Origin of the sequence: Thermomonas brevis (genome assembly GCF_014395425.1) — a bacterium.
Classification (GTDB): Bacteria; Pseudomonadota; Gammaproteobacteria; order Xanthomonadales; family Xanthomonadaceae; genus Thermomonas; species Thermomonas brevis.
Map to the genome: position 1 here is coordinate 2209146 of NZ_CP060711.1, position 26042 is coordinate 2235187.

Annotated in this window: 17 protein-coding genes, 2 tRNA genes and 3 rRNA genes; 9 read left to right on the forward strand and 13 right to left on the reverse strand. The window is 66.7% G+C overall.

Annotated features, from left to right (window positions below; genetic code table 11):
- Positions 1-27: 27 nt before the first annotated feature.
- Positions 28-678, reverse strand: a complete 651-nt coding sequence (pyrE, locus tag H9L17_RS10190) for an orotate phosphoribosyltransferase (RefSeq protein WP_187569352.1) — start codon at positions 676-678, stop codon at positions 28-30.
- A gap of 70 nt (positions 679-748) precedes the next feature.
- Between pyrE and H9L17_RS10195 the strand changes: the two genes are divergently transcribed.
- Together H9L17_RS10195 and H9L17_RS10200 are read left to right on the forward strand one after the other, a co-directional pair.
- Positions 749-1552 (forward strand): exodeoxyribonuclease III, encoded by an 804-nt coding sequence (locus H9L17_RS10195; protein WP_187571936.1) that lies wholly within the window; start codon positions 749-751, stop codon positions 1550-1552.
- The gene (locus H9L17_RS10200) at positions 1549-3057 is read left to right on the forward strand and encodes an AmpG family muropeptide MFS transporter (RefSeq protein ID WP_187569353.1); all 1509 of its coding nucleotides are present in this window, start codon (positions 1549-1551) and stop codon (positions 3055-3057) included. Before H9L17_RS10195 ends, H9L17_RS10200 begins: the two co-directional genes overlap by 4 nt.
- Here the strand turns inward: H9L17_RS10200 and H9L17_RS10205 are convergent.
- Positions 3045-4172 (reverse strand): anhydro-N-acetylmuramic acid kinase, encoded by a 1128-nt coding sequence (locus H9L17_RS10205; protein WP_187569354.1) that lies wholly within the window; start codon positions 4170-4172, stop codon positions 3045-3047. The genes H9L17_RS10200 and H9L17_RS10205 overlap by 13 nt on opposite strands.
- A gap of 31 nt (positions 4173-4203) precedes the next feature.
- Positions 4204-5646 (reverse strand): M23 family metallopeptidase, encoded by a 1443-nt coding sequence (locus tag H9L17_RS10210; RefSeq protein WP_187569355.1) that lies wholly within the window; start codon positions 5644-5646, stop codon positions 4204-4206.
- 181 nt (positions 5647-5827) lie between these two features.
- Here H9L17_RS10210 and tyrS point away from each other — a divergent pair, with 181 nt between their 5' ends.
- The 6 genes from tyrS (at position 5828) to rrf (ending at position 12621) form a co-directional block, all read left to right on the forward strand.
- Positions 5828-7039, forward strand: a complete 1212-nt coding sequence (tyrS, locus tag H9L17_RS10215; RefSeq protein WP_187569356.1) for a tyrosine--tRNA ligase — start codon at positions 5828-5830, stop codon at positions 7037-7039.
- A 430-nt stretch (positions 7040-7469) separates the two neighbouring features.
- A 16S ribosomal RNA gene (locus H9L17_RS10220) occupies positions 7470-9014 on the forward strand.
- 92 nt (positions 9015-9106) lie between these two features.
- A tRNA-Ala gene (locus H9L17_RS10225) sits at positions 9107-9182 on the forward strand.
- A gap of 20 nt (positions 9183-9202) precedes the next feature.
- Positions 9203-9279 (forward strand) — tRNA-Ile (locus tag H9L17_RS10230).
- Between the two features lie 211 nt (positions 9280-9490).
- Positions 9491-12350: ribosomal RNA gene (locus H9L17_RS10235) — 23S ribosomal RNA — on the forward strand.
- Positions 12351-12507: 157 nt separating this feature from the next.
- Positions 12508-12621, forward strand: a 5S ribosomal RNA gene (gene rrf / locus H9L17_RS10240).
- The 16S, 23S and 5S rRNA genes sit together here with 2 tRNA genes alongside, the layout of an rRNA operon.
- A gap of 102 nt (positions 12622-12723) precedes the next feature.
- Here the strand turns inward: rrf and H9L17_RS10245 are convergent.
- Complete coding sequence (locus H9L17_RS10245; RefSeq protein ID WP_187569357.1) at positions 12724-13116, reverse strand: GtrA family protein; 393 nt, start codon at positions 13114-13116, stop codon at positions 12724-12726.
- A 65-nt stretch (positions 13117-13181) separates the two neighbouring features.
- Here H9L17_RS10245 and glmU point away from each other — a divergent pair, with 65 nt between their 5' ends.
- Positions 13182-14564 (forward strand): bifunctional UDP-N-acetylglucosamine diphosphorylase/glucosamine-1-phosphate N-acetyltransferase GlmU, encoded by a 1383-nt coding sequence (glmU, locus tag H9L17_RS10250; protein WP_187569358.1) that lies wholly within the window; start codon positions 13182-13184, stop codon positions 14562-14564.
- Between the two features lie 109 nt (positions 14565-14673).
- Here the strand turns inward: glmU and H9L17_RS10255 are convergent, their stop codons facing one another.
- The 9 genes from H9L17_RS10255 to H9L17_RS10295 all read right to left on the reverse strand — a co-directional run bounded on the left by H9L17_RS10255 (position 14674) and on the right by H9L17_RS10295 (position 26020).
- Entirely contained in the window at positions 14674-15984 is a 1311-nt protein-coding gene (locus tag H9L17_RS10255; protein WP_425507331.1) for a sensor histidine kinase, read from the reverse strand.
- Positions 15984-17321, reverse strand: a complete 1338-nt coding sequence (locus tag H9L17_RS10260; RefSeq protein WP_187569359.1) for a sigma-54-dependent transcriptional regulator — start codon at positions 17319-17321, stop codon at positions 15984-15986. The genes H9L17_RS10255 and H9L17_RS10260 overlap by 1 nt, the downstream gene beginning before the upstream one ends.
- Positions 17322-17356: 35 nt before the next feature.
- A complete protein-coding gene (locus H9L17_RS10265; protein ID WP_187569360.1) occupies positions 17357-18571 on the reverse strand; it encodes an ABC transporter permease in 1215 nt (404 codons plus the stop codon).
- 152 nt (positions 18572-18723) lie between these two features.
- A complete protein-coding gene (locus tag H9L17_RS10270) occupies positions 18724-20037 on the reverse strand; it encodes an ABC transporter permease (protein ID WP_187569361.1) in 1314 nt (437 codons plus the stop codon).
- Between the two features lie 13 nt (positions 20038-20050).
- Positions 20051-21283: an ABC transporter permease gene (locus H9L17_RS10275; RefSeq protein ID WP_187569362.1), complete on the reverse strand. Its 1233-nt coding sequence runs from the start codon at positions 21281-21283 to the stop codon at positions 20051-20053.
- 136 nt (positions 21284-21419) lie between these two features.
- Entirely contained in the window at positions 21420-22721 is a 1302-nt protein-coding gene (locus tag H9L17_RS10280) for an ABC transporter permease (protein WP_187569363.1), read from the reverse strand.
- Between the two features lie 16 nt (positions 22722-22737).
- Positions 22738-23955 carry an ABC transporter permease gene (locus H9L17_RS10285; protein WP_187569364.1) on the reverse strand — a complete coding sequence of 406 codons (1218 nt, stop codon included), beginning with the start codon at positions 23953-23955 and terminating at the stop codon, positions 22738-22740.
- 13 nt (positions 23956-23968) lie between these two features.
- Positions 23969-25291, reverse strand: a complete 1323-nt coding sequence (locus H9L17_RS10290; RefSeq protein WP_187569365.1) for an ABC transporter permease — start codon at positions 25289-25291, stop codon at positions 23969-23971.
- A gap of 9 nt (positions 25292-25300) precedes the next feature.
- Positions 25301-26020: an ABC transporter ATP-binding protein gene (locus H9L17_RS10295; protein ID WP_187569366.1), complete on the reverse strand. Its 720-nt coding sequence runs from the start codon at positions 26018-26020 to the stop codon at positions 25301-25303.
- Positions 26021-26042: the final 22 nt, after the last annotated feature.

Sequence of the window (26042 nt, forward strand, 5' to 3'; positions counted from 1 at the left end):
GGCCCCCTGTGGCTGTCGATGAGCGTATCAGGCGAGGCCGTAGCGCGCGCGGTAGGCGAGCAGGGCGTCGCGATGGGCGGAAAGTTCGGCGCTTTGGTCGGCAAACGCAAGCAGGTCGTCCAGCCCGGCCACCGCGACCACCGGGATGCCGTATTCGGCCGCCACCGCCTGCGCCGCCGACTCGGCCGCGTCCTCGCGCACGCGCTCCTGGCGGTCGAGCGCGATTACGATGCCGGCCGGCGCGCCGCCGGCCTCGCGGATGATCGCCAGCGCCTCGCGGATCGCGGTGCCGGCGGTGATTACGTCGTCCACGATCAGCACCCTGCGGCCGGCCAGCGGCGCGCCGATCAGGCTGCCGCCTTCGCCGTGCGCCTTGGCTTCCTTGCGGTTGAATGCCAGCGGCAGGTCGCGGCCGCGGCGCGCGTACTCGCAGGCCAGCGCGGTCGCCAGCGGGATGCCCTTGTAGGCCGGGCCGAACAGCAGGTCGAACTCCAGCCCCGAGCCGTCGGCCGCATCGGCGTAGCAGGCCGCGAGCTCCGCCAGCGCGGCGCCGGAATCGAAGCGCCCGGCGTTGAAGAAATACGGGCTGATCCGGCCGGATTTCAGGGTGAACTCGCCGAAGCGCAGCGCGTCGGCGCGCAGGGCCAGGTGCAGGAAGCGGCTGCGGTGGTCGGTCATGGCGGACGGAAGGCCGATCGGTGCGGAGCGGATGCAAAGGTTAACCCATGGAACGGCTATGCTCTCCGCCATGCGCATCCTCACCTTCAACGCCAACGGCCTGCGTTCGGCCGCCTCCAAGGGGTTCTTCGACTGGTTCGCGGGCAGGGACGTGGACGTCCTGTGCGTGCAGGAAACCAAGGCGCAGGAGCACCAGCTCGCCGACGCGGTATTTCGCCCCGACGGCTACAAGGCGTGGTTCAAGGACGCCTCGACCAAGAAGGGCTACAGCGGCGTGGCGATCTACAGCCGGCGCGAGCCCGACGAGGTGCGCACGGCGTTGGGCTGGGCGCCGTTCGACGACGAGGGCCGTTACATCGAGGCGCGCTTCGGCAATCTGTCGGTGGTCAGCTTCTACATCCCCTCCGGCAGCTCCGGCGAACTGCGCCAGGGCTTCAAGGAAGAGGTGATGGCCTGGCTGAAGCCGATCATGGACCAGTGGCTCGCCAGTGGCCGCGAATACGTGCTGTGCGGCGACTGGAACATCGTCCGCGCGAAGAACGACATCAGGAACTGGACCGGCAACCAGAAGAACTCCGGCTGCCTGCCGCACGAGCGCGCCTGGCTCAGCGGGCTGATCGCCGACGACTGCCACGACGGCCTGATCGCGTCGCCCGTGCACGGCTGGCGGGATGCGTTCCGGGTGGTGAAGCCCGACGCGGTGGAATATTCGTGGTGGTCGCAGCGCGGCAGCGCGCGCGCCAACAACGTGGGCTGGCGCATCGACTACCAGATCGCCACGCCCGGCATCGCTGCCACCGCGCGCTCGGCCGAGATCTTTCCGGAGCCGAAGTTCTCCGACCACGCGCCGGTGCTGGTGGAGTACGCCGGGTGAGCAACGCCGTATCGCGCTGGTGGCGCTCGCTGGACGTCTATGCCAATCCGAAAGTCCGGGCGCTGCTGTTCCTCGGCTTCTCGTCCGGGCTGCCGTTCGCGCTGGTGCTGACCACGCTGTCGGCGCGGCTGCGCCAGGCCGGCATCGACCGTTCGACGATCGGCTATTTCAGCCTGGTCGGGCTGGCGTACTCGCTGAAATTCTTCTGGTCGCCGGTGGTCGACCGCGTGCGCTGGCCGCTGCTGTCCGCGCTCGGCCAGCGGCGCAGCTGGATGCTGGTGGCGCAGGCCGGCATCGTCGCCGGGCTGACGCTGCTGGCGCTGGCCGATCCGGCGAGCGACGCGGTGCGGGTGGCGTGGCTGGCGGTGTTCACCGCGTTCTGCTCGGCCACCCAAGACATCGCGGTGGACGCCTACCGCATCGAAGCCGCCGACGAGCGCGACCAGGGCGCGATGGCGGCGGCCTACCAGATCGGTTACCAGGTGGCGCTGATCGTCGCCGGTGCCGGCGCGCTGACCGCGGCGGCGGGCTACGGCTGGCAGACCTCCTATTTCGTGATGGCGGCCTGCGGGCTGGTCGGCGTCGCGACCACGCTGCTGATCGCCGAACCGGAGGCGACCCTTGGCCGCGCGGCGAAGGCCGCGGTCGATCCCGCGCAAGTGCAGGCGGCGATCGCGCGCATGCGCGCCTCGGTGCTGGTCGTGGCGGTGGCGGCGACGGCGCTGGCCGGCGCGCTGCTGGGCGCCGCCCTGCCGGCGGATTCGCGGCTGGCGCTGGAGGTCAGCTTCGGCGCGATCCTGCTGGTGGAGATCGTCCTGCTGGCGCTGCTGAAGATCGCTGCGCTGCGGCCCGCGCTGGAACGGCTGGTGGCGTCCACGGTGCTGCCGCTGGAGGATTTCTTCCAGCGCTACGGCACGCGCACCGCGCTGATGATCCTGCTGCTGATCGTCACCTACCGCCTGAACTACACCACGATGGGCGTGGCGGCCAACACCTTCTACCTCGACATGGGCTTCAGCCTGGAGCAGATCGCGCTGGTGTCGAAGGTCTACGGCATCGGCATGACGATGCTGGGCGCGGTGTTCGCCGGCGTGCTGATCCGCCGCATCGGCGTGGCGAAGACGATGCTGCTGGGCGTGGTGGCGCTGAGCGTGGCCAACCTGCTGTACGCGCACATGGCCTCGATCCGGCCCGGCGTGGCGTGGCTGGCGGTGGTGGTCAGCGCCGACAACGTCGCCAACGGCATCGCCGGCACCGCCTTCATCGCGTTCATGTCGTCGCTGACCAGCGCGAAGTTCACCGCCACCCAGTACGCGCTGTTCGGCACGCTGTGGAGCCTGCCGGCCAAGAGCATCGCCAGCCAGTGGGGCAAGATCGTCGACGCTTGGGGTTATCCGGCGTTCTTCGTCTACACCGCCGCGATCGCGCTGCCGTCGGTGCTGCTGGTGCTGTGGCTGATCCGGCACCAGCGCCGCAACGACGCCGCGCCCGCTCAGGCCGGGTAGAGCGCGCCCAGCACGCGCGGCCCGGCCGCGCCGGTGACCGCAGGCAGGTTGCCTGGCCGGCCGGCCAGATGCTCGCGGGCCAGCCAGGCGAAGGCCATCGCCTCGACGAAATCCGGGTCCAGTCCGTGCACGGCGCTGGATTCGATGATGGCGTCGGGCATCGCTTCGGCCAGCGCGGCCATCAGCAGCGGGTTGTGCACGCCGCCGCCGCAGGCGATGACCCGCCGCGTGTGCGGCTGGGTGGCGCGCAGCGCGCCGGCGACGCTGCGCGCGGTCAGCGCGAGCAACGTCGCCTGCACGTCGGCGGACGATTCGTCGCCGGCCAGGGCGGCTTCGACCCAATCGAGGTGGAACTGGTCGCGGCCGGTCGATTTCGGCGGCGGCGCGGCGAACCACGGTTCCGCCAGCAGGCGCGCCAGCAGCGCGGCATCGACGCGGCCCTGCGCCGCGAACGCGCCGCCCGCATCGAACGGCTGGCCGACATGGCGCTGGCACCATGCGTCCATCAGCCCGTTGGCCGGGCCGGTGTCGAAGCCTCGCACCGTGCCCTGCGCGGGCAGCAGGGTGAGGTTGGCGATGCCGCCGAGGTTCAGCACCGCGCGGTCTTCGTCCGGCGCATGCAGGGTGGCGGCGTGGAAGGCGGGCACCAGCGGCGCGCCGTGGCCGCCGGCGGCGACGTCGCGGCGGCGGAAGTCGGCGACCACCGGAACAAAGCAGCGTTCGGCGATGCAGTTGGCGTCGCCCAGTTGCAGGGTGAACGGCGCATTGCCGTGCGGGCGATGGCGCAGGGTCTGGCCGTGCGAGCCGATCGCGGCGATGTCGCGCGGGGCGTGGCCGCTGTCGCGGATGGTCGCCTGCGCGGCGGCGGCGAAGGCATGGCCGATGCGCACGTCGAGTTCGCCGATTTCGTCCAGCGTCAGCGCGCGCGCGTGCTGGCCGAGCGCCACCAGCCGCTCGCGCAGCGCCGGCTCCCACGCGTAGGTATGGCCGAAGACCAGGGTCGGGCGCGCGTGCGCGTGTTCGCCGTCGAACCGCACCAGCGCGGCGTCGATGCCGTCGGCGCTGGTGCCGGAGATCAGGCCCAGGAAAAGGGCGTCGGGAGTCGGATTGGGCATGCGATGCAGTATCGCATCGCGATGCGCGGGCTCAGCCCTTCTTGCGCGCCGGCGGCGCCGGCTTGGCGGCGCTGGCGACGCGGCTGTCGTCGTCCAGCTGGAACACCACGTCCTCCACCTCGCGGATCTTGTCCAGCGCGCGGTGGGTTTCGCTCTTGAACGCCACCAGCGCCGTGCCGGTCAGCGGCGTCGGCGGCGGCAGGGTCATCTTCAGCGGGTTCATGTGCACGCCGTTGACCCGGAATTCGTAGTGCAGGTGCGGGCCGGTGGCGAGACCGGTGCTGCCGACGTAGCCGATCACCGTGCCCTGCGCCACGCGCTGGCCGGCGCGGATGTTGGCGAAGCGCGACATGTGCCCGTACAGGGTGGTCTTGCCGCCGCCGTGGTTGAGGATCACCGCGTTGCCGTAGCCGCCCTTGCGGCCGACGAACTCCACGCGCGCATCGCCCGCCGCCATGATCGGCGTGCCGGTGCCGGCGGCGTAGTCGATGCCCATGTGGCCGCGCATCCGCCCGAGCACCGGATGCTTGCGCATGCCGAAGCCGGAGCTGATCCGCGCGTACGGAATCGGCATGCGGATGAACGGACGGCGCAGCGAGCGGCCGTCCGGGGTGAAGTATTCCGGCTTGCCGTCGCGCATGTAGCGGAACGCGCTCTTGAGCTTGCCGTCGACGGTGAAGGTGGCTGCCAGCACCGGGCCAGTGTTGACCAGCTGGCCGTTCTTCCAGGTCTGGTCCACCACCACGCTGAAGCGGTCGTCCTCGCCCAGGTCCGAATCGAAGTCGATGTCGTACTTGAACATCTCGTCGGTGAGCTGGCTGAGCTGCGCGCTGCCCAGGCCCAGCTTGCGCGCCGAGGCGAACAGCGACTTGCCGACTTCGCCGGTCAGCACCACCGTGCGGGTGGTGATCTCCACCGGCACCGCGCGCTCGCGCAGGGTGTCGCCGCTGAACTCCAGCTCGATCGGCGCGTCGCCGATGCCGGGGCCGGCTTCCAGGCGCATCGCGCGGACGCTGCCGTCGGCCGGCAGGTTGAAGCTCAGCTCGGTGCCCGGGCGCAGCTTGCGCAGGGTCGGCTTGATCTTCGGATGCTGCATCACCCGCGTCAGCTGGTCGTAGGGGATGCCGAGTTCCTCGAACACGCCGCTCAGCGTCTGCCCCGGCTTGAGCGTGACCGACTGCCAGTTGTCGTCGGTCGCCTTGCTCGCGCGCAGGCCCGGCTTGGGCAGGGTCAGCGCCAGCGTCATCCGCTGCGCGTTGGCGCCGACGGGCGTGTCGAGCAGGGTGGAGAAGCCGGGCACGATGGCGGCCAGCAGCACGCCCATGGTGGTCAGCACGCTGGCATGCGCCCAATGGCGGCGCGTCCAGCGGCCGCGGAACGGGTGAGACAGGGGAGCGGCATCGGGACGATCCGCGTTGGCGCGGGCACGTTCGAGATTCTCGCGACGCACGGCGTCGTGGTTCGAATCCGTCATATGATCGGCCCCTATGCCCTGTGGAGAAAGCGTCAACGCGCTACCATAGGCATGCTAAGAACATGCGTCAACCCGTTGAATCTGCGAATGTTTTCCGATTTCACGGTTTAACGTCGAGTTAACGCGACAGGTCAGAAACATGAATGCGGCGCGCCGTGGCCGCCGCCGGAGAGAAGTGTCCGTGTCCGAATTGCAGCAAGCGCTGGAACTGATTGCCCGCGGCAGCGACGAGATCCTCAAGCGCGACGAACTCGAAGCACGCCTCAAGCTGGGCCGCCCGCTGCGGATCAAGGCCGGCTTCGACCCCACCGCGCCCGACCTGCACCTCGGCCACACCGTCCTGCTCAACAAGATGCGCCAGTTCCAGGAGCTGGGGCACCAGGTGATCTTCCTGATCGGCGACTTCACCGGGATGATCGGCGACCCCACCGGCAAGAACGTGACGCGCAAGCCGCTGACCCGCGAGGACGTGCTGGCCAACGCGCAGACCTACGCCGAGCAGGTGTTCAAGGTGCTCGACCGCGAGCGCACCGAAGTGCGCTTCAACAGCGAATGGTTCGGCGCGATGGGCGCCGCCGACATGATCCGGCTGGCCGCGCAGCACACCGTCGCGCGCATGCTGGAGCGCGACGACTTCGCCAAGCGCTACGCCGCGCAGCAGTCCATCGCGATCCACGAGTTCCTGTATCCGCTGGTGCAGGGCTACGACTCGGTGGCGCTGAAAGCCGACGTCGAACTCGGCGGCACCGACCAGAAGTTCAACCTGCTGATGGGCCGCGGCCTGCAGGAGCATTACGGCCAGCCGCCGCAGATCGTGCTGACCATGCCGTTGCTGGAAGGACTGGACGGCGTCAACAAGATGTCGAAGTCGCTCGGCAACTACATCGGCATCGCCGAGCCAGCCATCGACATCGTCACCAAGACCATGAAGATCGGCGACGGGCTGATGTGGAAGTGGATCGACCTGCTCAGCTTCGAGATCGGCATCGACGAAGCGAAGCGGCTGCGCGACGATGTCGCCGCCGGCATGAATCCGCGCGACATCAAGCTACGGCTGGCGCGCGAACTGGCGGCGCGCTTCCACGATGCGGCGCAGGCCGAACAGGCCATCGCCGGCTGGCATGCCGCGGTGCGCGGCGAGGGCGATCTGTCCGCGCTGCCGCTGCATGAGGTCGTGGTGCCGGCGGAAGGCCTGCGCATCGCCGCGCTGCTGGTGGCGGCAGGCCTGATGCCAAGCAACTCCGAAGCCAACCGCAAGCTCAAGGAGCGTGCGGTGCGCATCGACGGCGAAGCGTTCGAAGACGGCGCGCGCCTGTTCGCGCCGGGCTTCGAGGGCGTGCTGGCGGTGGGCAAGCGCAATTTCGCCCGCGTGCGCCTGCTGGCCGCGGAGTGATCGCGGGCGGATTGAACTGAATGCGCGCGCAATGCCCGCATTCAGGATGCAAGTCAAGACTTCCCAAACGCCGATTCGTAGGCGAAGATGCGCGCCCTTCCCGAGACGGCTTCGGCTTCGATGGAAGGGGCGGTAAAAAAAGTTCGTCACGGGGTGTTGACAGCAATACAAACCCCTGTATGATGGGCGGCTCACTCGGACGCTGCGGCGGACGGGGAGAAGGGAAAGGCGCTGAGGCCGGACCTGACGATCTTTGACAGTGTGCGCAGGTGACTTGTGCGGGCGTCTGGTAGTGGACTGTTGTCCATCAGCAGACGTTCGTAACAGAACCATCAATTTCAAAGTATTCGTACGCAAGTACACGTACAGCGAGTAATGGGGCTGGACGGACTCTGCAACTAGAGAATTGGAGCTTCGGCTCCGAAAACTTCAAGTGAAGAGTTTGATCCTGGCTCAGAGTGAACGCTGGCGGCAGGCCTAATACATGCAAGTCGAACGGCAGCACAGCAGAGCTTGCTCTGTGGGTGGCGAGTGGCGGACGGGTGAGGAATACATGGGAATCTGCCCAGTCGTGGGGGATAACGTAGGGAAACTTACGCTAATACCGCATGCGCCCTTCGGGGGAAAGCCGGGGACCTTCGGGCCTGGCGCGATTGGATGAGCCCATGTCGGATTAGCTAGTTGGCGGGGTAAAGGCCCACCAAGGCGACGATCCGTAGCTGGTCTGAGAGGATGATCAGCCACACTGGAACTGAGACACGGTCCAGACTCCTACGGGAGGCAGCAGTAGGGAATATTGGACAATGGGCGCAAGCCTGATCCAGCCATGCCGCGTGAGTGAAGAAGGCCCTCGGGTTGTAAAGCTCTTTTGTCCGGAAAGAAAAGCATTCGGTTAATACCCGAGTGTTCTGACGGTACCGGAAGAATAAGCACCGGCTAACTTCGTGCCAGCAGCCGCGGTAATACGAAGGGTGCAAGCGTTACTCGGAATTACTGGGCGTAAAGCGTGCGTAGGTGGTTTGTTAAGTCTGATGTGAAAGCCCTGGGCTCAACCTGGGAATGGCATTGGATACTGGCGAGCTAGAGTGCGGTAGAGGATAGTGGAATTCCTGGTGTAGCAGTGAAATGCGTAGAGATCAGGAGGAACATCCGTGGCGAAGGCGACTGTCTGGACCAGCACTGACACTGAGGCACGAAAGCGTGGGGAGCAAACAGGATTAGATACCCTGGTAGTCCACGCCCTAAACGATGCGAACTGGATGTTGGGTGCAACTTGGCACTCAGTATCGAAGCTAACGCGTTAAGTTCGCCGCCTGGGGAGTACGGTCGCAAGACTGAAACTCAAAGGAATTGACGGGGGCCCGCACAAGCGGTGGAGTATGTGGTTTAATTCGATGCAACGCGAAGAACCTTACCTGGCCTTGACATGCACGGAACTTTCCAGAGATGGATTGGTGCCTTCGGGAACCGTGACACAGGTGCTGCATGGCTGTCGTCAGCTCGTGTCGTGAGATGTTGGGTTAAGTCCCGCAACGAGCGCAACCCTTGTCCTTAGTTGCCAGCACGTAATGGTGGGAACTCTAAGGAGACCGCCGGCGACAAGCCGGAGGAAGGTGGGGATGACGTCAAGTCATCATGGCCCTTACGGCCAGGGCTACACACGTACTACAATGGTGGGGACAGAGGGCTGCGATGCCGCGAGGCGGAGCCAATCCCAGAAACCCCATCCCAGTCCGGATTGGAGTCTGCAACTCGACTCCATGAAGTCGGAATCGCTAGTAATCGCAGATCAGCATTGCTGCGGTGAATACGTTCCCGGGCCTTGTACACACCGCCCGTCACACCATGGGAGTTTGTTGCACCAGAAGCAGGTAGCTTAACCTTCGGGAGGGCGCTTGCCACGGTGTGGCCGATGACTGGGGTGAAGTCGTAACAAGGTAGCCGTATCGGAAGGTGCGGCTGGATCACCTCCTTTTGAGACATGGCAACGCATTGCCAGACGTCCGCACAAGTGACCTGCATTCAGAGAGCGTGATTCCAGAGGGGATCACGTGTCCCGTAACAAACGGGGCCTTAGCTCAGCTGGGAGAGCACCTGCTTTGCAAGCAGGGGGTCGTCGGTTCGATCCCGACAGGCTCCACCATCTGAAGGTAAAGACACTTTGGGTCTGTAGCTCAGGTGGTTAGAGCGCACCCCTGATAAGGGTGAGGCCGGTGGTTCGAGTCCTCCCAGACCCACCACTCTGAATGACGCGCACACACACTTTGAAATGGCTTGGCATTGTGGCCGGGTCATGTTCTTTGACAATCGGGAAGAAGAGTCAAACGAGCGTTTGAGACGTAAGTCTTGCAACGTGTCGAGGCTGAGGCGAGATGGCGAAAGCCATCTTTATCAAGTGATAGTCGTACCATTCGCTGGTACGTGTCGCCCCGAGGCAACTTGGGGTGATATGGTCAAGCGAATAAGCGCACACGGTGGATGCCTTGGCGGTCAGAGGCGATGAAGGACGTGACAGCCTGCGAAAAGTATCGGGGAGCTGGCAATAAGCTTTGATCCGGTAATGTCCGAATGGGGAAACCCACCCGCAAGGGTATCGTGCACTGAATACATAGGTGTACGAAGCGAACGCGGTGAACTGAAATATCTAAGTAACCGTAGGAAAAGAAATCAACCGAGATTCCGTCAGTAGCGACGAGCGAACGCGGACTAGCCCAAAAGTCGATCTTGTTTTAGCAAAACACTCTGGAAAGGGTGGCCATAGCGGGTGACAGCCCCGTATGCGAAAGGGCCTGATCGATGAAATTGAGTAGGGCGGGGCACGTGAAACCCTGTCTGAACATGGGGGGACCATCCTCCAAGGCTAAATACTCCTGACCGACCGATAGTGAACCAGTACCGTGAGGGAAAGGCGAAAAGAACCCCGGCGAGGGGAGTGAAATAGACCCTGAAACCGTGTGCGTACAAGCAGTCGGAGCCCGCAAGGGTGACGGCGTACCTTTTGTATAATGGGTCAGCGACTTACTGTTCGTGGCGAGCTTAACCGTATAGGGGAGGCGAAGGGAAACCGAGTCTGATAAGGGCGCATAGTCGCGGGCAGTAGACCCGAAACCGGGTGATCTAGTCATGCCCAGGGTGAAGGTACCGTAACAGGTACTGGAGGCCCGAACCCACGCCCGTTGCAAAGGTCGGGGATGAGGTGTGATTAGGAGTGAAAAGCTAATCGAACCCGGAGATAGCTGGTTCTCCTCGAAAGCTATTTAGGTAGCGCCTCGTATGTATCCTCTCGGGGTAGAGCACTGTTATGGCTAGGGGGTCATCGCGACTTACCAAACCATTGCAAACTCCGAATACCGAGACGGACTGTACGGGAGACACACGGCGGGTGCTAACGTCCGTCGTGAAAAGGGAAACAACCCAGACCCACAGCTAAGGTCCCAAATCAGTGCTAAGTGGAAAACCATGTGGAAAGGCACAGACAGCCAGGAGGTTGGCTTAGAAGCAGCCACCCTTTAAAGAAAGCGTAATAGCTCACTGGTCGAGTCGGTCTGCGGGGAAGATTTAACGGGGCTAAGCATTGAACCGAAGCTTGGGGTGTGCATCTTTGATGTACGCGGTAGAGGAGCGTTCCGTAGGCCTGCGAAGGTGGATTGAGAAGTCTGCTGGAGGTATCGGAAGTGCGAATGCTGACATGAGTAACGATAATGCGGGTGAAAAGCCCGCACGCCGAAAGCCCAAGGTTTCCTTGCGCAACGTTAATCGACGCAGGGTGAGTCGGCCCCTAAGGCGAGGCAGAAATGCGTAGTCGATGGGAAGCTGGTTAATATTCCAGCACCTCGCGTAAGTGCGATGGAGGGACGGAGAAGGTTAGGCAGGCCGGGCGTTGGTTGTCCCGGTGAGAGGGTTGAGGCGGTGCTCTTAGGCAAATCCGGGAGCGCAACGTTGAGACCAAGGACGAGTCCACATGGACAGAGTTGCCGATATCACGCTTCCAGGAAAAGCTCCTAAGCTTCAGCTTACGCAGACCGTACCGTAAACCGACACAGGTGGGCAGGATGAGAATTCTCAGGCGCTTGAGAGAACTCGGGTGAAGGAACTAGGCAAAATAGCACCGTAACTTCGGGAGAAGGTGCGCCTCTCATGGTTCATAGCTGAGGGAGGCCGAAGTAACCAGGCCGCTGCGACTGTTTATCAAAAACACAGCACTCTGCAAACACGAAAGTGGACGTATAGGGTGTGACGCCTGCCCGGTGCTGGAAGGTTAATTGATGGGGTCAGCCGCAAGGCGAAGCTCTTGATCGAAGCCCCAGTAAACGGCGGCCGTAACTATAACGGTCCTAAGGTAGCGAAATTCCTTGTCGGGTAAGTTCCGACCTGCACGAATGGCGTAACGATGGCGGCACTGTCTCCACCCGAGACTCAGTGAAATTGAAATCGCTGTGAAGATGCAGCGTTCCCGCGGCAAGACGGAAAGACCCCGTGAACCTTTACTATAGCTTTACACTGAACGTTGAGTTCGTCTGTGTAGGATAGGTGGGAGGCTGTGAAACCGTGACGCCAGTTGCGGTGGAGCCAACCTTGAAATACCACCCTGATGTGCTTGACGTTCTAACCTGGGCCCGTAATCCGGGTCGGGGACCGTGTATGGTGGGTAGTTTGACTGGGGCGGTCTCCTCCCAAAGTGTAACGGAGGAGCTCGAAGGTACGCTCAGCGCGGTCGGACATCGCGCACTGTGTGCAAAGGCATAAGCGTGCTTGACTGCAAGATCGACGGATCAAGCAGGTAGGAAACTAGGACTTAGTGATCCGGTGGTTCTGTATGGAAGGGCCATCGCTCAACGGATAAAAGGTACTCCGGGGATAACAGGCTGATACCGCCCAAGAGTTCATATCGACGGCGGTGTTTGGCACCTCGATGTCGGCTCATCACATCCTGGGGCTGTAGTCGGTCCCAAGGGTATGGCTGTTCGCCATTTAAAGTGGTACGCGAGCTGGGTTCAGAACGTCGTGAGACAGTTCGGTCCCTATCTGTCGTGGGCGTTGGAGATTTGAGAGGGGCTGCTCCTAGTACGAGAGGACCGGAGTGGACGAACCTCTGGTGTTCCGGTTGTCACGCCAGTGGCACTGCCGGGTAGCTATGTTCGGAAGCGATAACCGCTGAAAGCATCTAAGCGGGAAGCGCGCCTCAAGATGAGATCTCCCGGGCACAAGCCCCCTGAAGGAACCATCAAGACCAGGTGGTTGATAGGCAGGGTGTGTAAGCGCAGTAATGCGTTGAGCTTACCTGTACTAATGATCCGTGTGGCTTGACCATATCACCTCAAGTTTCTTCGACGCGTCTATCTAGGACGCTTTGATGAAACCCTTGGCCTCACACGTTGACGGCTTACAACAAACGCTCGTGACTCTTCTCCCCACCCTCTGAGAGCGTGGCGCTGCATCCATCGATGCCGGCGACCCTCCACCCTCTCCCTGGTGACAACAGCGCTGTGGTACCACCCGATCCCATCCCGAACTCGGAAGTGAAACACAGCTGCGCCGATGGTAGTGTGGCTTTGCCATGCGAGAGTAGGTCATCGCCAGGGTCTTTATCCAAACCCCTCCCAGTCCGCTGGGAGGGGTTTTTCTTTGCGACGGCGAAAAGCGGAAAGCCGATGTAATCCGAAACACCCGCCGGGAAGACGGCGTCAGCGACGATAAACCCAGTGCCGTGACAGCAAAAAACCGATCCCGGCGCAGAAAACATCCGCCGCGGGTTTGAAGAGTTGTGCTGTCGATAGCCCCGCGTGGTGGTCGATCAGGCCGACCATCCAGGTATTGAGCGCCGTCAATGCGATCCACATGACCGCGAAGCGGATCGCCGCCTGCCGCCCAAGCTGGTGCCCGTCGCCGGCGAACGTCCATTTGCCGTTGAGCCAGAAACCCAGCACCGCGCCGCAGACGCGACCGGTCACGTTAGCGGGTTCGACCGGCATCAGCCATTGGCTGAGCGCGAGCATCGCGGCATATTCGACCAGCCATTGCAGCAGGCCGACGACGGCATAGCCGCCCAGGTGTCGTCGCAGAGTCATCGCGCGCATTGTGGGGCAAGCGGGTGCGCATGCGCGACCGCTAGAATTGCGGCTGTTTCCGGAGAGCCGTTTCCATGCCGACCCAGACCAGCGCCCCCCTGCATGTCGTGATCCTCGCCGCCGGTGAGGGCAAGCGGATGAAATCCGCGTTGCCGAAAGTGCTGCAGAAGATCGCGGGCAAGCCGATGCTCGCGCACGCGATCGATGCGGCGCGGGCACTCCGGCCCGCCGGCGTGCACGTGGTCTACGGCCATGGCGGCGACCAGGTGCGAGCGGCGTTCGCGGACCAGGCCGACCTGCTCTGGGCGGAACAGAACCGGCAACTCGGCACGGGCCACGCGGTGCAGCAGGCGATGCCGACGGTGCCGGACGAAGCGCGGGTGCTGGTGCTGTACGGCGACGTGCCGCTGATCGCGCCGGACACGCTGCAGCGCCTGCTCGACGCGTCGCGCTCGCTGGCGGTGCTGGCGGCGGAGCCGGCGGATCCGGCCGGTTATGGCCGGATCGTGCGCGATTCCGAGGGCCACGTAGCCGCCATCGTCGAGCACAAGGACGCCGACGACGAGCAGCGCCGGATCGGGCTGATCAACACCGGCGTGATCGCCGCCGATGCCGCCACGCTCCGGCGCTGGCTGGACGGGCTGCGCAACGACAACGCGCAGGGCGAGTACTACCTGACCGACGTGTTCGCCGCCGCCGCGCACGAATATGCCGCGGCCGAGATCGTGATCGTCGCCGATCCGCTGGAAACCGAAGGCGCCAACGATCCCTGGCAGCTGGCCCAGCTGGAGCGCGCGTTCCAGCTGCGGCAGGTGCGGGCGCTGTGCGCGGCCGGCGCGCGCGTGGCCGATCCGCAGCGCCTCGACATCCGCGGCGGGGTCACGGTGGGGCGCGACGTCGAGATCGACATCGACGTGGTGTTCGAGGGCGAGGTGACGCTGGGCGACGGCGTGCGCGTCGGCCCGTTCTGCCGGATCAAGGACGCGCACATCGGCGCCGGCAGCGAGGTACGCGCGCACTGCGACATCGAAGGCGCGTCTTGCGAAAGTGCGGCGCAGATCGGCCCGTACGCGCGCCTGCGGCCCGGCACCTTGCTGGCCGAGGGCGTGCACGTCGGCAACTTCGTCGAAACCAAGAAGGCGACGCTGGGCCGCGGCAGCAAGGCCAACCACCTCACCTATCTGGGCGACGCCGTGATCGGCGCGGGCGTGAACATCGGCGCCGGCACCATCACCTGCAACTACGACGGCGTGAACAAGTTCACCACCACCATCGGCGACAACGCCTTCATCGGTTCCAACAGCGCACTGGTCGCACCGGTGTCCATCGGCGAAGGCGCGACCATCGGCGCGGGATCGGTGATCGGCCGGGACGCGCCGGCCGGCAAGCTGACGGTGACGCGGGCGAAGCAGGCCACGGTGGACGGCTGGCAGCGGCCTGTGAAGAAAGAACGCTGAGCCGGAAATTGGCTCGCTGGGTCAGGAGCGATTCGCGCTGGAGGCGCGAGTGGGATGCTGGGTCAAGGTTCGCTCAGCAAACCTTGGGGATTTCCGGCACAGCCGGGAATCACGACGGCAGCACCAGCGATACGCACAGCCCGCCGCCGTCGCGGTTGAGCAGGGCGATGCGGCCGCCGTGCGCTTCGGCGATCTCGCGCGCCAGCGCCAGTCCGAGGCCGGTGCCGTGGCGCTTGGTCGAATAGAACGGCAGCAGCGCGTTCGCCAGCACCGCATCGTTCATGCCGCTGCCGCGGTCGAGCACGTCGATGCGCCAGCCGTCGGGGACATGGCGCACCGACAGGCGTACCTCGTCCGCCGACGTCCCCGATTCGTGCGCGTTCTTCAGCAGGTTGATCAGCGCCTGCTCCAGCTGCGCGGCGTCGAAGCGGGCGATGCCGTCCTCCGGCTGCAGTTCCTCGACGAACTGCACCTGCGTGCGCAGCTGCGCGATGAAGTGCCGCCACGCCACCGGCTCGGTGCGCGGCGCGGGCAGCTTGGCGAAGCGCGCGTAGTCGCGAATGAAGCCTTCCAGGTGGCGCGCGCGGTCCTCGATGGTCGCCAGCGCCGCGGGCAGGCGCTCGTGCTGGCCGCGGCGCAGCAGCTCGGCGCCGGAATGCGCCAGCGAGGCGATCGGCGCCAGCGAATTGTTGAGTTCGTGGCTGATGACGCGGATCACCTTCTTCCAGGTTTGCACTTCCTGCCGCCGCAGTTCGGCGGTGAGCTGGCGCAGCAGCAGCAGCTCGTGGATGCGGCCGTTGAGGCGGAAGCTGCGCCGCGACAGGTGGTAGATGTCCTCGTCGTCCTCGCTGCCGACGGTGAACATGCCGTCGCCGCCGCGCGCGAACGCTTCGCGCACGGCGGGATTCGCGGTCGCGAGCACGTCCTCGAAGGCGCGGCCTTCCAGCCGCCGGCCCTCGCCCAGCATGCGCCGCGCGGCCAGGTTGCCGAGCACGATGCGCTGCGCCGGATCCACCAGCACCATGGCGACCGGCGTGTTCTGCACCATCGTGTCCAGCAGCAGCTCGCGCTGCACCAGCGCCAGCCGCTGTTCGCGCAGCGCGTTGCCGAGCGCGTTGTGCGCGTCGACCAGTTCGATCAGGTCGCTGGCCTTGTCCCAGGTGATGCCGAAGCTGAAGTCGCCGTCGCGGTAGCTGGCGACGGTGCCGGCCAGCGCGCGGAACAGCGCGCGCATCGGCACTAGCGCGCGCCAGACGATGGCGGCGACCATGCCGCCGACCACGGCCGCGGCGAGCAGCGCGGCGATCCAGCCGGGCAGCCAGCGCGCCAGCAGCGCGGTCGCGGCGGCGGCGGCGGCGCTGCCGGCGATCGCGATCGCGATCATGCGCACGGCGACCGGCAGGACGCGGAGGACGCGCATCAGCTTCTCGGGATGCCGAGCCGGTCGAGCCGGCGGTACAGGGCCTGCCGCGACAGGCCGAGGTCGGCGGCGGCCTGCGCCAGCACGCCGCCGCTGCGCGTCAGCGCGGCTTCGATGGCGGCGCGGTCGGGTTCGTCGCTTCCGCCGCTGTCCTGCGCAGCGAGGGCGGGCAGCGCGAGGTCGGCCGCGCCGATGGCCTCGCCGCGCGCCAGCAGTGCCGCACGCTGCATCACGTTGCGCAACTCGCGCACGTTGCCGGGCCAGGGATGGCGCTGCAGCGCGCGTTCGGCGTCCTCGCCAAGATGCTTGCCAGCGGGCAGGAAGTGACGCGCCAGCGGCAGTATGTCGCGCGGGCGTTGCGCCAGCGGCGGCAGCCGCAGTTCGATGCCGTTGAGACGGTAGTAGAGATCCTCGCGGAACCGGCCCTCGGCGATCAGCGCCGGCAGGTCGGCGTTGGTGGCGCTGACGATGCGCACCTTCACGCTGCGCTCGCGGTTGCCGCCCAGGCGCTCGAAGCGGCCGGTCTCCAGCACGCGCAGCAGCTTCACCTGGCCGGCCAGCGGCAGCGTGCCGATCTCGTCGAGGAACAGGGTGCCGCCGTCGGCCGCTTCGAACTTGCCTTCGCGCGGCTTGTTCGCGCCGGTGTAGGCGCCGGCCTCCGCGCCGAACAGTTCGGCCTCGATCAGCTCCGCCGGCAGCGCGCCGCAGTTGAGCGCGACGAACGGGCCGCGCGCCACCGCCGAATTGGCGTGGACGATTTCCGCGTAGCGCTCCTTGCCGGCGCCGTTCGGCCCGGTGATCAGCACCGGGATGTCCGAGCGTGCCACCTGGCAGGCCAGCGTCAGCGCGGCCTCGCTGGCGGGATCGGCATAGACCAGCCCGCGCAGGTCGAAGTCGCGCAGCAGCGCGTCGCGGCGCTTGCGCTCGCCGGCCTGCGTCTGCGCCAGTTCGCGCCGCGATTCGCCCAGTTCCAGCAGGTTGTTCACCGTCGCCAGCAGCTTGCGGTCGTCCCACGGCTTGGCGAGATAGTCCGCCGCGCCGGCCTTGACCAGATCCACCGCCGATTCCAGATGCGTCCACGCGGTCAGCAGGATCACCGGCAGGTCCGGGTGGCGCTCGCGGATGCGGTGGAACAGCGCGACGCCCTCGTCGCCGGAGGTGGTGTCGGCCTCGAAGTTCATGTCCTGGATCACCAGCTCCGCCGGCTCGCGCGCCAACGTGGCGAGGCCCTCGTCGGGCGACTCCGCGTGCAGGGTGCGGATGTCGTGCAGTGAGAACAGCACCTCCAGCGCGGTGCCGACAGCGGGGTTGTCGTCGATGACGAGGATGGTGGGCATGCCGCTGATTCTAGGCTCTGTGCGCAGGCGGTGGCTCAGGCCGAGCGGGTGGCGATCGCCGGCGGCACCATCGCCGCGCGCCGCGCCGGTCCCAGCACGGCGATCTGCCCGAGCGCCCACAGCAGCGTCGCGCCGATCGGCAGGTAGTGCCACGGCAGCCGCGGCAGCTCGTACTTCGACATCAGCATCTGGTTGATGGCGTAGGCCAGCAGCATGCCCAGCGCGATGCCGACCGTCGCGATCAGGAAGTTCTCGGTCTGGAAGTAGCGCAGGATCTGCCCGCGGGTCGCGCCCAGCGCACGTCGGATGCCGATCTGCTTGGTGCGCTGCTGCACCCAGAAGCTGGCCAGGCCGACGATGCCCAGCGCGGTGACTGCCAGCAGCGCGATGCACACGGCCAGCAGCAGCCAGACCACGGCGCGGTCGCGGCTGTAGAAGTCGCGGCGCATGTCGGTCAGGGTGTTCTGGTCGCCGATGAGGCGGTTGGGATCGACGCGGTTGAGCACGTCGGCCGCGGCCTTCAGCACTTCCGCGCGGCGCGCGGGATCGGTGCGGAGGACGTATTCGCCGTTGGATACGGGGATCGGCAGGATCATCGTCACGTAGTCCTGCGCCGGATCGCCGTCGCTGCCGGGCGCCACGAGGTCGTCGACCACGCCGACGATGCGGGTCGGCGCGGTGTCGGAGACGTACACGTCCTTGCCCACCGCGCTGCCGCCGTCCGGGAACAGGCGCCGCGCCATGCTGCGGCTGACCAGCATCACCGGCACGTGGCCGCCCGACTTCTGCAGCTCGCTGTCCATGCGGTATTCGTCCGCGTTGAAGCCGCGGCCCTCGATCACGCGCAGACCCAGCGTGCGCAGCAGGTTGCCGTCGTCCATGTACTGCGAGGGATTCACGGTCGGCTCGGGCTGCTCCGGCGCCAGCGAGACGCCGCCCATCCAGACGTTGCCGCCGTAGGGGATCTGGTTGACGCTGGCGACCGACTTCACGCCAGGGATCGCCGACAGCGCGGCCACGTCCATGCGCCGCAGGGCGTCGTTGTCGGCGTCCGGCATCAGGCTGGACACCTGGATGTCCACCAGTTCGTCCTCGACGATGCCGCTGTCGCGATGCATGTGCTCGACCCGGCTGCCGATGATGAACACCGCGTTGCAGACGATGGCGCAGCTCAGCGCGATCTCCAGCACGATCAGCAGCGCGGCGGTCTTGTGGCGGAGCAGGGCGGAGAGGATGGGGCGGATTTCCATGGAAGGCTCCGGAGCTTTAAGCCCCTCTCCCTCCGGGAGAGGGGTTGGGGTGAGGGTTCGGGAGGATGCGGAGATTCAGGCTTCAGGAGTGCGCCGAACCCTCATCCGGCCCTTCGGGCCACCTTCTCCCGCAGGGAGAAGGAACAGCCAGATCACTGCGACTTCAACTGCACCGCCGGCGCGATCTGCATCGCCCGCCACGCCGGCAGCAGGCCGGCCAGCAGGCTGGTCGCCAGCGCCAGCGCGAAGGTCGACAACAGCATCGTCATGTCCATGTGCGCCAACTTGGCGTAGTCGTCCGGCTGCTGCCGCACCAGCCACAGGCCGAGCGCGGCGAAGCCCAAGCCCAGCACCGCGCCGGTGACGCCGATGCAGCCGGCTTCGACCAGACACTGCTTGAAGATCTCCCGCCGCGACGCGCCCAGCGCGCGGCGAACACCGATTTCGCCGCTGCGGCGCAGGAACTTGGCCAGCAGCAGACCGACGGTGTTGAGCAGGCAGACCAGCAGGAAGCCGGAGGCCAGCCACATCTGCATGCGCACGTCGTTCGGCACCGCCTGCTTGAACTCCAGCCAGCCCATCACGTCGTCCAGCCGCACGTTGGTCGGGCGCTCGTAGCGGCCTGCCTTGCGCTGCTGCTCCGAATAGTCGACCAGGTACTGCCGGTAGGCGGCCGCCTTGGCCGGCGTGTCCAGCTCCACCCAGTACTGCAGCCAGGCGCAGGGCGCGTTGAGGCCCTTGGCGCCGCCCGGGTCGCTGCGGCTGTCGCCCCAGCACCACATGCTGCCCTGGGTCGGCAGCTTCAGCTCGCGCGAGGTGGAGAACGGCAGGAACACCTGTTCGGTGCCGCCGAACTGGCGGTTGCTCATGTCGTAGAAGCGCGGATTGAGCGTCCACGCGTCGAGCACGCCGATCACCTCGACGCTGCCCTCCGGCAGCCGGAAGCTGCGGCCGATCGGATTGCCGCTGCCGAACAGCTTGCCGGCGAGTTCGCGGTCGATCACCGCCACCCGCGCGCGCGCCTCGTCCTCGGCGGCGGTCCAGCTGCGGCCGGCCAGCAGCGGCGCTTCGAACATCGGGAAGAAGTCGGCGCTGGTGAAGCGCGCCCGCGCGCGCAGCGGCTTGGTGATCTGGCCCGCCGGCAGCAGGCTGACCGAACCTGCGGTCATCAGCGCCTGCCGGTCGCCGCGCTTCTGCCGCAGCAGCTCCTCGGCGTCGAAGCGGGTCATCTGCTCCATCGGCTCCGGCTCGGGCTTGGCGTTCTTGCCCAGGCTGCGCGGCTCCAGGCGCGGATAGAACAGCGTGCCGCTCTTGCCCGGGATCGGGTCGCCGGACAGCACGTGGAAGACGGTCAGCGTGGTCATGCAGGCGCCGATGCCCAGCGCGATCGTCACCACCATCAGCACGGTCAGCGCCTTGTTGCGGCCGAAGCTGCGCAGCGCCAGCCGCAGGTAGTAGGCGTACATGCGCGTCCTCCGGTCAGGCCGAGCGGGTGGCGATGGCCGGCGGCACCGAGGCCGCGCGCCGGGCCGGGCCGAACACCGCGATCTGCCCCAGCACCCACAGCACGACCGCGCCGACCGGCAGGTACCACAGCGGCAGGCGCGGCAGCTCGTACTTGCTCATCAGCAGCTGGTTCAGGCCGAACGCCAGCAGCATGCCCAGCGCGATGCCGGCGGTGGCGAGCAAGAAGTTCTCGGTCTGGAAGTAGCGCAGGATCTGCGCGCGGGTGGCACCCAGCGCGCGGCGCACGCCGATCTGGCGGGTGCGTTGCTGCACCCAGAAGCTGGCCAGGCCGATGATGCCGAGCGCGGTGATCAGCAGCAGGCCGATGCAGACGATGGCGAGCAGCCAGGCCATCGAACGCTGGTTCTGGTAGAACTCGCGGCGCAGCTCCTCGAAGGTCTTGGTGCTGTCCTCCAGCACGATCCGGTTGTTGCTGTTGGCGCGCAGCGCGGCGATCGCGGCCTTCAGCACCTCGGCGCGGCGGGCCGGCTCGGTGCGGATCACGTAGTTGCCGCCGACATCGTAGCTGGGGCGGATCGGGTAGATCACGGTGTATTCGCGCGCGGACGGCCCGCCCTGCGAGCTGGGCCGGACCAGGTGGTCCACCACGCCGACGATGCGGGTGGGCTCGTCGCCCCAGGAGTAGTACACCTTGCCCACCGGGTTCTCGCCCGGGAACAGCGCCTCGCCCAGCTTGCGGGTGATCACCGCGGAGGTGATGCTGACGTTGGCGTTCGGATCGTCGAACTGCTGCGACGTGATGTATTCGCCCGGCTCGAAATCGCGGCCGGCGACCAGCTTCAGGCCCAGCGTATTGAGATAGTGATCGTCGACCATGTAGCTGGTGGCGTTGAGGGTCGGCCGCTCCTGCTCGCGGTGCAGGCGGATGCCCGAGTTCCACGACGAGTTCACGAACGGCACCTGGTTGAGCACGGTGGCGTCCTTGACCCCGGGAATGGCGCGCAGCGACGCCAGGTCGGTGGCGGTGAGCGCGGCCGCGTTCTTGTCGCCGCCGATGCTGATGATCTGCACGCGCAGCAGTTCGCGTTCGGCGATGCCGCTGGTTTCGTTCACCTGCTGGATGCGGTCGCCGATCATGAACAGCGCGTTGCAGATGATCGCGCAGGTGAGGGCGATCTCGACCACGATCAGCGCGGCGGCGGTCTTGTGCCGCAGCAGGGTGGACAGGATGGGGCGGATTTCCATGGGAGTGCTCCGAGATGTGGGATTGCCCCCTCCCTTTCGCCGCAGGCGAAGGGGAGGGCTGGGGAGGGGGGCTTTGCGACCGGGTAGAGCACCCCTCCCGACCTCCCCCTTTGCTGCGCAAAAGGGGAGGAGAACATCACTGCGTCTTCAACTGCACCGCCGGCGTGACCTGCATCGCGCGCCACGCCGGCAGCAGGCCGGCCAGCAGGCTGGCGACGATCGCCAGGGCGAAGGTGACCAGCAGCATGCCGGGGTCGAGATGGGCCAGCTTCGCGTAGCTGGACGGCTGCTGGCGCACCAGCCACAGGCCGAGCAGGGACAGACCCAGGCCGATGATCCCGCCGGCCATGCCGATGGTCCCGGCCTCCACCAAGCACTGCACGAAGATCGCCCTGCGCGACGCGCCCAATGCGCGGCGAACGCCGATTTCGCCGCTGCGGCGCAGGAACTTCGCCAGCAGCAGGCCCACCGTGTTGACCAGGCAGACCAGCAGGAAGCCGAAGCCCAGCCACATCTGCAGGATCACGTCGCCGGGCACCACGCGCTGGTAGTCCAGCCAGTCCATGACGTTGCGCAGGCGCGCGTTGGCGGGGCGCTCGTAGCGGCCGGCCTTGCGCTGCTGTTCGGAATAGCTGGCCAGGTAGTCGCGGTAGGCGGCGGCCTTCGCCGGCGTACCCAGCTCGGCCCAGTACTGGATCCACACGCACGGGGCGTTGAGGTCGGTCGCGTCCGCGCCGGTGTTGCCCCAGCAGTTCATGCTGCCGTTGCGCGACATCTCCAGGTCGCGCGAGGTGGAGAACGGAAGCAGCACTTCCTCCGCGCCGCCGTAGCGGTCGCTGTTGAGGTCGTAGAAGCGCGGGTTCATCTTCCACCCGTCGGTCACGCCGACGACGGTGAAGTCGGCCTGGTCCAGGCGAACCTGCCTGCCGACGCTGTTGGCGCCGCCGAACAGCTTGTCGTTGAGCGACTTGCTGATCACCGCGACGCGCGCGCGGTTGCCGTCTTCCTTGGCGCTCCAGCCGCCGCCGTACAGGAAGCCGGTCTCGAACATCGGGAAGAAGTCGGCCGAGGTGTACCGCGCCGAGGCGGTGAACGGCGCCAGCTCCTTGCGCTGCGGCGTCACCGACACGCCGCCGCCGGTCATCATCGCCTGGCGGTCGGCGCGCTTCTCGCGCAGCAGGGTTTCCGCGTCGAAGCGGGTCACCTGGTCCTCGGGCTCCTCGCCCGGCTGCATGCCCTGGCGGGTGCGCGGATCGAGTTGCACGAAGTACAGCTTGTCGCTCTTCTGCGGGATCGGGTCGCCGGACAGCACGTGGAAGACCGTCAGCGTGGTCATGCACGCGCCGATGCCCAGCGCGATCGCCAGCACCATCAGTGCGGTCAGCGCCTTGTTGCGCTTGAAGCTGCGCAAAGCGAGGTTGAAGTAGTAAGCGAACATGGCGGCTCCAGTGGGTTCAGGCGCTGCGTGTGGCGACGACGGGAGGGATGGCGGCTGCGCGCATGGCCGGCCCCAGCACGGCCAGCTGGCCGAGGAGCCACAGCAGCACCGCGCCGGCCGGCAGGTAGGCCAGCGGCAGGCGCGCCAGCTCGAAATGCTTCATCAGCAGCAGGTTGCCGCCGTAGGCCAGCAGCATGCCCAGCACGATGCCGGCGGTGGCGAGCAGGAAATTCTCGGTCTGGTAGTAGCGCAGGATGTCGCCGCGGGTCGCGCCCAGCGCGCGGCGGATGCCGATCTGCTTGGTGCGCTGCGCGACCCAGAAGCTGGCCAGCCCGACGATGCCGAGCGCGGTGACCAGCAGCATCGCCCCGATCACCGACACCAGCAGCCACAGCATCGCGCGGTCGCGCTGGAAGTACTCCCGCCGCAGGTCCGACAGCGGGCGGCTCTGCGCTTGGTCGAGCACGGCCTCGGGCACCGCCTTCGCCATCGCCTTGCGCGCGGCGTCCGCCACGTTCGGCAGGTCGGCCGGATCGGCGCGCACGACGTAGCTGCCCAGCAGCGAATCGTCGCTGACCGGGACGACCACCGACCATTCGGCGCTGGCAAGGCCGTCCTCGCTGCGGCCCGGATTGGGGCGGGCGAAATGCGCCAGCACGCCGGCGACGCGGAAGTGGTAGTCGCCCATCCAGAACTCCCTGCCGAGCGCGCTTTCGCCCGGCCACAGGTGGTCGGCGAAGGCGCGGGTGATCCAGACCTGCGCGTCGGCGGGCAGGAAGTTGTCCGCGCGTTGGAAGTCGCCGGGAACGAAACCGCGGCCCTGCGCCGGACGCAGCCCCAGCGTTTCGACCGCGCTCGGCCCGAACGCGTAGAAGTGCGGAACGCCGCCGAAGTGCTTGCCGTCGCGGTCCAGGGTGACGCCGGCATCGCCGGCGCGCTGGCCGAACGGCAGCGCATTGACCACGCCGGCGCCGCGCACGCCGGGAATGGCGCGCAGCGCGGCCAGCGCGCGGCCGTTGACGTCGGCGGCGTTGCAGCCGTCGCACCCGTTGAGCGCGACCGCCGCCAGCGAGCGCTCGTCGACGCCGCTGTCGATCCGCATCAGGCCCATGCGGCCGGAGATCAGGAAGAAGGCGTTGCAGAGCACCGCGCAGGCCAGCGCGATCTCCAGCGTGATCAGCAAGGCCGCGACGCGATGCCGCCCCAGCGCGGAGAGGATCGGTTTGATGTCCATGAAGTCCTGGGCCTCAGTGCGTCTTGAGTTGGATCGCCGGCGCCACGCGGCTGGCGCGCGAGGCCGGGAACAGGCCGGCGAGCAGGCTCGCCGCCACCGCCAGCGCGAACGTCGCCGCCAGCATGGTCAGGTCGAGATGCGCGAGGTCGGCGTATTCGATCGGCTGCTGGCGTATCGCCCACAGGCCGACCAGGGTCAGGCACAGCCCGAGCGTGCCGCCGATCAGGCCGATCAGGCCGGCTTCGACCAGGCAGTGCCCGAAGATCGTGCCGCGGGTGGCGCCGAGCGCGCGGCGCACGCCGATTTCGCCGCCGCGGCGCATGAACTTCGCCAGCAGCAGGCCCACCGTGTTGAACAGGCAGATCGCCAGGAACGCCAGCGCCAGCCAGGTCTGCAGCTTCACGTCGCGCGGCACCACGCCGTTGAAGTCCAGCCATTCCATCAGGTCGGGCATGCGCGCGTTCGCGGCATGGCGGATGCGGCCGGCCGCCTTCTGCTCGGCGGCGTAGCCGGCGAGGAAGCGGCGGTAGTCGGCGACCTTGGCCTGGGTGTCCAGCTGCACCCACAGCTGCAGCCAGACGCAGGGCGCGTTCTGCAGGTGGCCGGGCGTCTCCGGCAGGGCCCAGCAGGTGAACTGGGCGAAGTGGCCGTCGTTGATCTCCAGGCCGGTGAAGAACGGCACGAACACGTCCTCGGTCTTGCCGTAGTAGCCGGCGGTGTCGCCGGCGCTGAAGCGCCCGCCGGCGACCATGTAGTACACCGGCGAAGGCCGCCACGGCTTGAGTACGCCGACGATGCGCACGTCGGCATCGCGCACCCGCAGGATGCGGCCGACGCTGTTGCCGCCGCCGAACAGCTTGTCGTTGAGGTCGGCGGAAATCACCGCGACGCGCGCGCGCTTCGCATCGTCCTGTTCGCTCCAGCCGCTGCCGTAGGCGAACGGCACGTCGAACATCGGGAAGAAGTCGGCGCTGGCCGACAGCATCGTCGTCATCAGCGGCGGCATGCCGGTGTCGGGCGCGCGCAGCTTGATGCCGCTGTCCACCACCAGCGCCTGCCGGTCGGCGCGCCTGGCGCGCCAGAGGTCCACCGCCGAGGTGTAGTCCATCATGTCCGGCGGGAACTCGCGCATCTTCTCGTCCGGCATCGGGTCCACCTGCGGATGGAAGATGCGCTGGCTCTTGCCCGGCAGCGGATCGCCGGACAGGAGGTGCATCACCGTCAGCGTGGTCATGGACGCGCCGATGCCGACCGCGATCAACAGCACCATCAGCGCGGTCAGCATCTTGTTGCGGCGCAGGCTGTGCAGGGCCAGCTGCAGGTGGTAGCGGAACATGCTCCGTCCTCAGGCGGCGGGGGTGGCGTCGGCCTGCGGCGCGCGCGACAGCGCGGGCTCCACGGTCAGGTCGGTGGCCATGCCGTCGACGATGTGCACGTTGCGCTGCGCGCGCGCGGCCAGCTCCGGGTCGTGGGTCACCATGACGATCGTGGTGCCCTGCTGGTTGATGTCCTCCAGCAGCTCCATCACGCTGCGCGCCATCTGCGAGTCCAGGTTGCCGGTCGGTTCGTCCGCCAGCAGCAGGCGCGGGCTGCCGGCCAGCGCGCGGGCGATCGCGGCGCGCTGCTGCTGGCCGCCGGAGAGTTCCGCCGGGTAGTGCTTCATGCGCGAGCCCAGGCCCACCAGCCCCAGCGCGTCCTCGATGCGCAGCTTGCGCTCGGCCGCCGGCATGCCGCGGTAGCGCAGCGGCACGTCGCAGTTGTCGAACAGGTTGAGGTCGGGGATCAGGTTGAAGCTCTGGAAGATGAAGCCGATCTTCTCGTTGCGCAGGCGCGAGCGGGCGTTGTCGTCCAGCCCCTTCACGTTCACGCCGTCCAGCGTGTACTGGCCGCCGGTGAACTCTTCCAGCAGGCCGGCGATGTTGAGGAAGGTGGTCTTGCCGGAGCCCGACGGCCCGGTGACGGCGACGAACTCGCCCTCGCCGACGTGCAGGTCGAGCGAACGCAGCGCGTGCGTCTCCACGAGTTCGGTGCGGTAGACCTTGGTGACCTGATGCATGTTCAGCATGGGGTGGTTCCTTGGAGTTTGG

What these genes read in the sequence shown, in the direction of transcription:
- H9L17_RS10270 (WP_187569361.1), bottom strand. Translation starts at nt 20,037, where the DNA reads ATGTACGCCTACTACCTGCGGCTGGCGCTGCGCAGCTTCGGCCGCAAC.
- H9L17_RS10210 (WP_187569355.1), bottom strand. Translation starts at nt 5,646, where the DNA reads ATGACGGATTCGAACCACGACGCCGTGCGTCGCGAGAATCTCGAACGT.
- H9L17_RS10205 (WP_187569354.1), bottom strand. Translation starts at nt 4,172, where the DNA reads ATGCCCAATCCGACTCCCGACGCCCTTTTCCTGGGCCTGATCTCCGGC.
- H9L17_RS10260 (WP_187569359.1), bottom strand. Translation starts at nt 17,321, where the DNA reads ATGCCCACCATCCTCGTCATCGACGACAACCCCGCTGTCGGCACCGCG.
- H9L17_RS10295 (WP_187569366.1), bottom strand. Translation starts at nt 26,020, where the DNA reads ATGCTGAACATGCATCAGGTCACCAAGGTCTACCGCACCGAACTCGTG.
- H9L17_RS10280 (WP_187569363.1), bottom strand. Translation starts at nt 22,721, where the DNA reads ATGTTCGCTTACTACTTCAACCTCGCTTTGCGCAGCTTCAAGCGCAAC.
- H9L17_RS10245 (WP_187569357.1), bottom strand. Translation starts at nt 13,116, where the DNA reads ATGCGCGCGATGACTCTGCGACGACACCTGGGCGGCTATGCCGTCGTC.
- pyrE (WP_187569352.1), bottom strand. Translation starts at nt 678, where the DNA reads ATGACCGACCACCGCAGCCGCTTCCTGCACCTGGCCCTGCGCGCCGAC.
- H9L17_RS10265 (WP_187569360.1), bottom strand. Translation starts at nt 18,571, where the DNA reads ATGGAAATCCGCCCCATCCTCTCCGCCCTGCTCCGCCACAAGACCGCC.
- glmU (WP_187569358.1), top strand. Translation starts at nt 13,182, where the DNA reads ATGCCGACCCAGACCAGCGCCCCCCTGCATGTCGTGATCCTCGCCGCC.
- H9L17_RS10275 (WP_187569362.1), bottom strand. Translation starts at nt 21,283, where the DNA reads ATGGAAATCCGCCCCATCCTGTCCACCCTGCTGCGGCACAAGACCGCC.
- H9L17_RS10290 (WP_187569365.1), bottom strand. Translation starts at nt 25,291, where the DNA reads ATGTTCCGCTACCACCTGCAGCTGGCCCTGCACAGCCTGCGCCGCAAC.
- H9L17_RS10195 (WP_187571936.1), top strand. Translation starts at nt 749, where the DNA reads ATGCGCATCCTCACCTTCAACGCCAACGGCCTGCGTTCGGCCGCCTCC.
- H9L17_RS10255 (WP_425507331.1), bottom strand. Translation starts at nt 15,984, where the DNA reads ATGCGCGTCCTCCGCGTCCTGCCGGTCGCCGTGCGCATGATCGCGATC.
- H9L17_RS10285 (WP_187569364.1), bottom strand. Translation starts at nt 23,955, where the DNA reads ATGGACATCAAACCGATCCTCTCCGCGCTGGGGCGGCATCGCGTCGCG.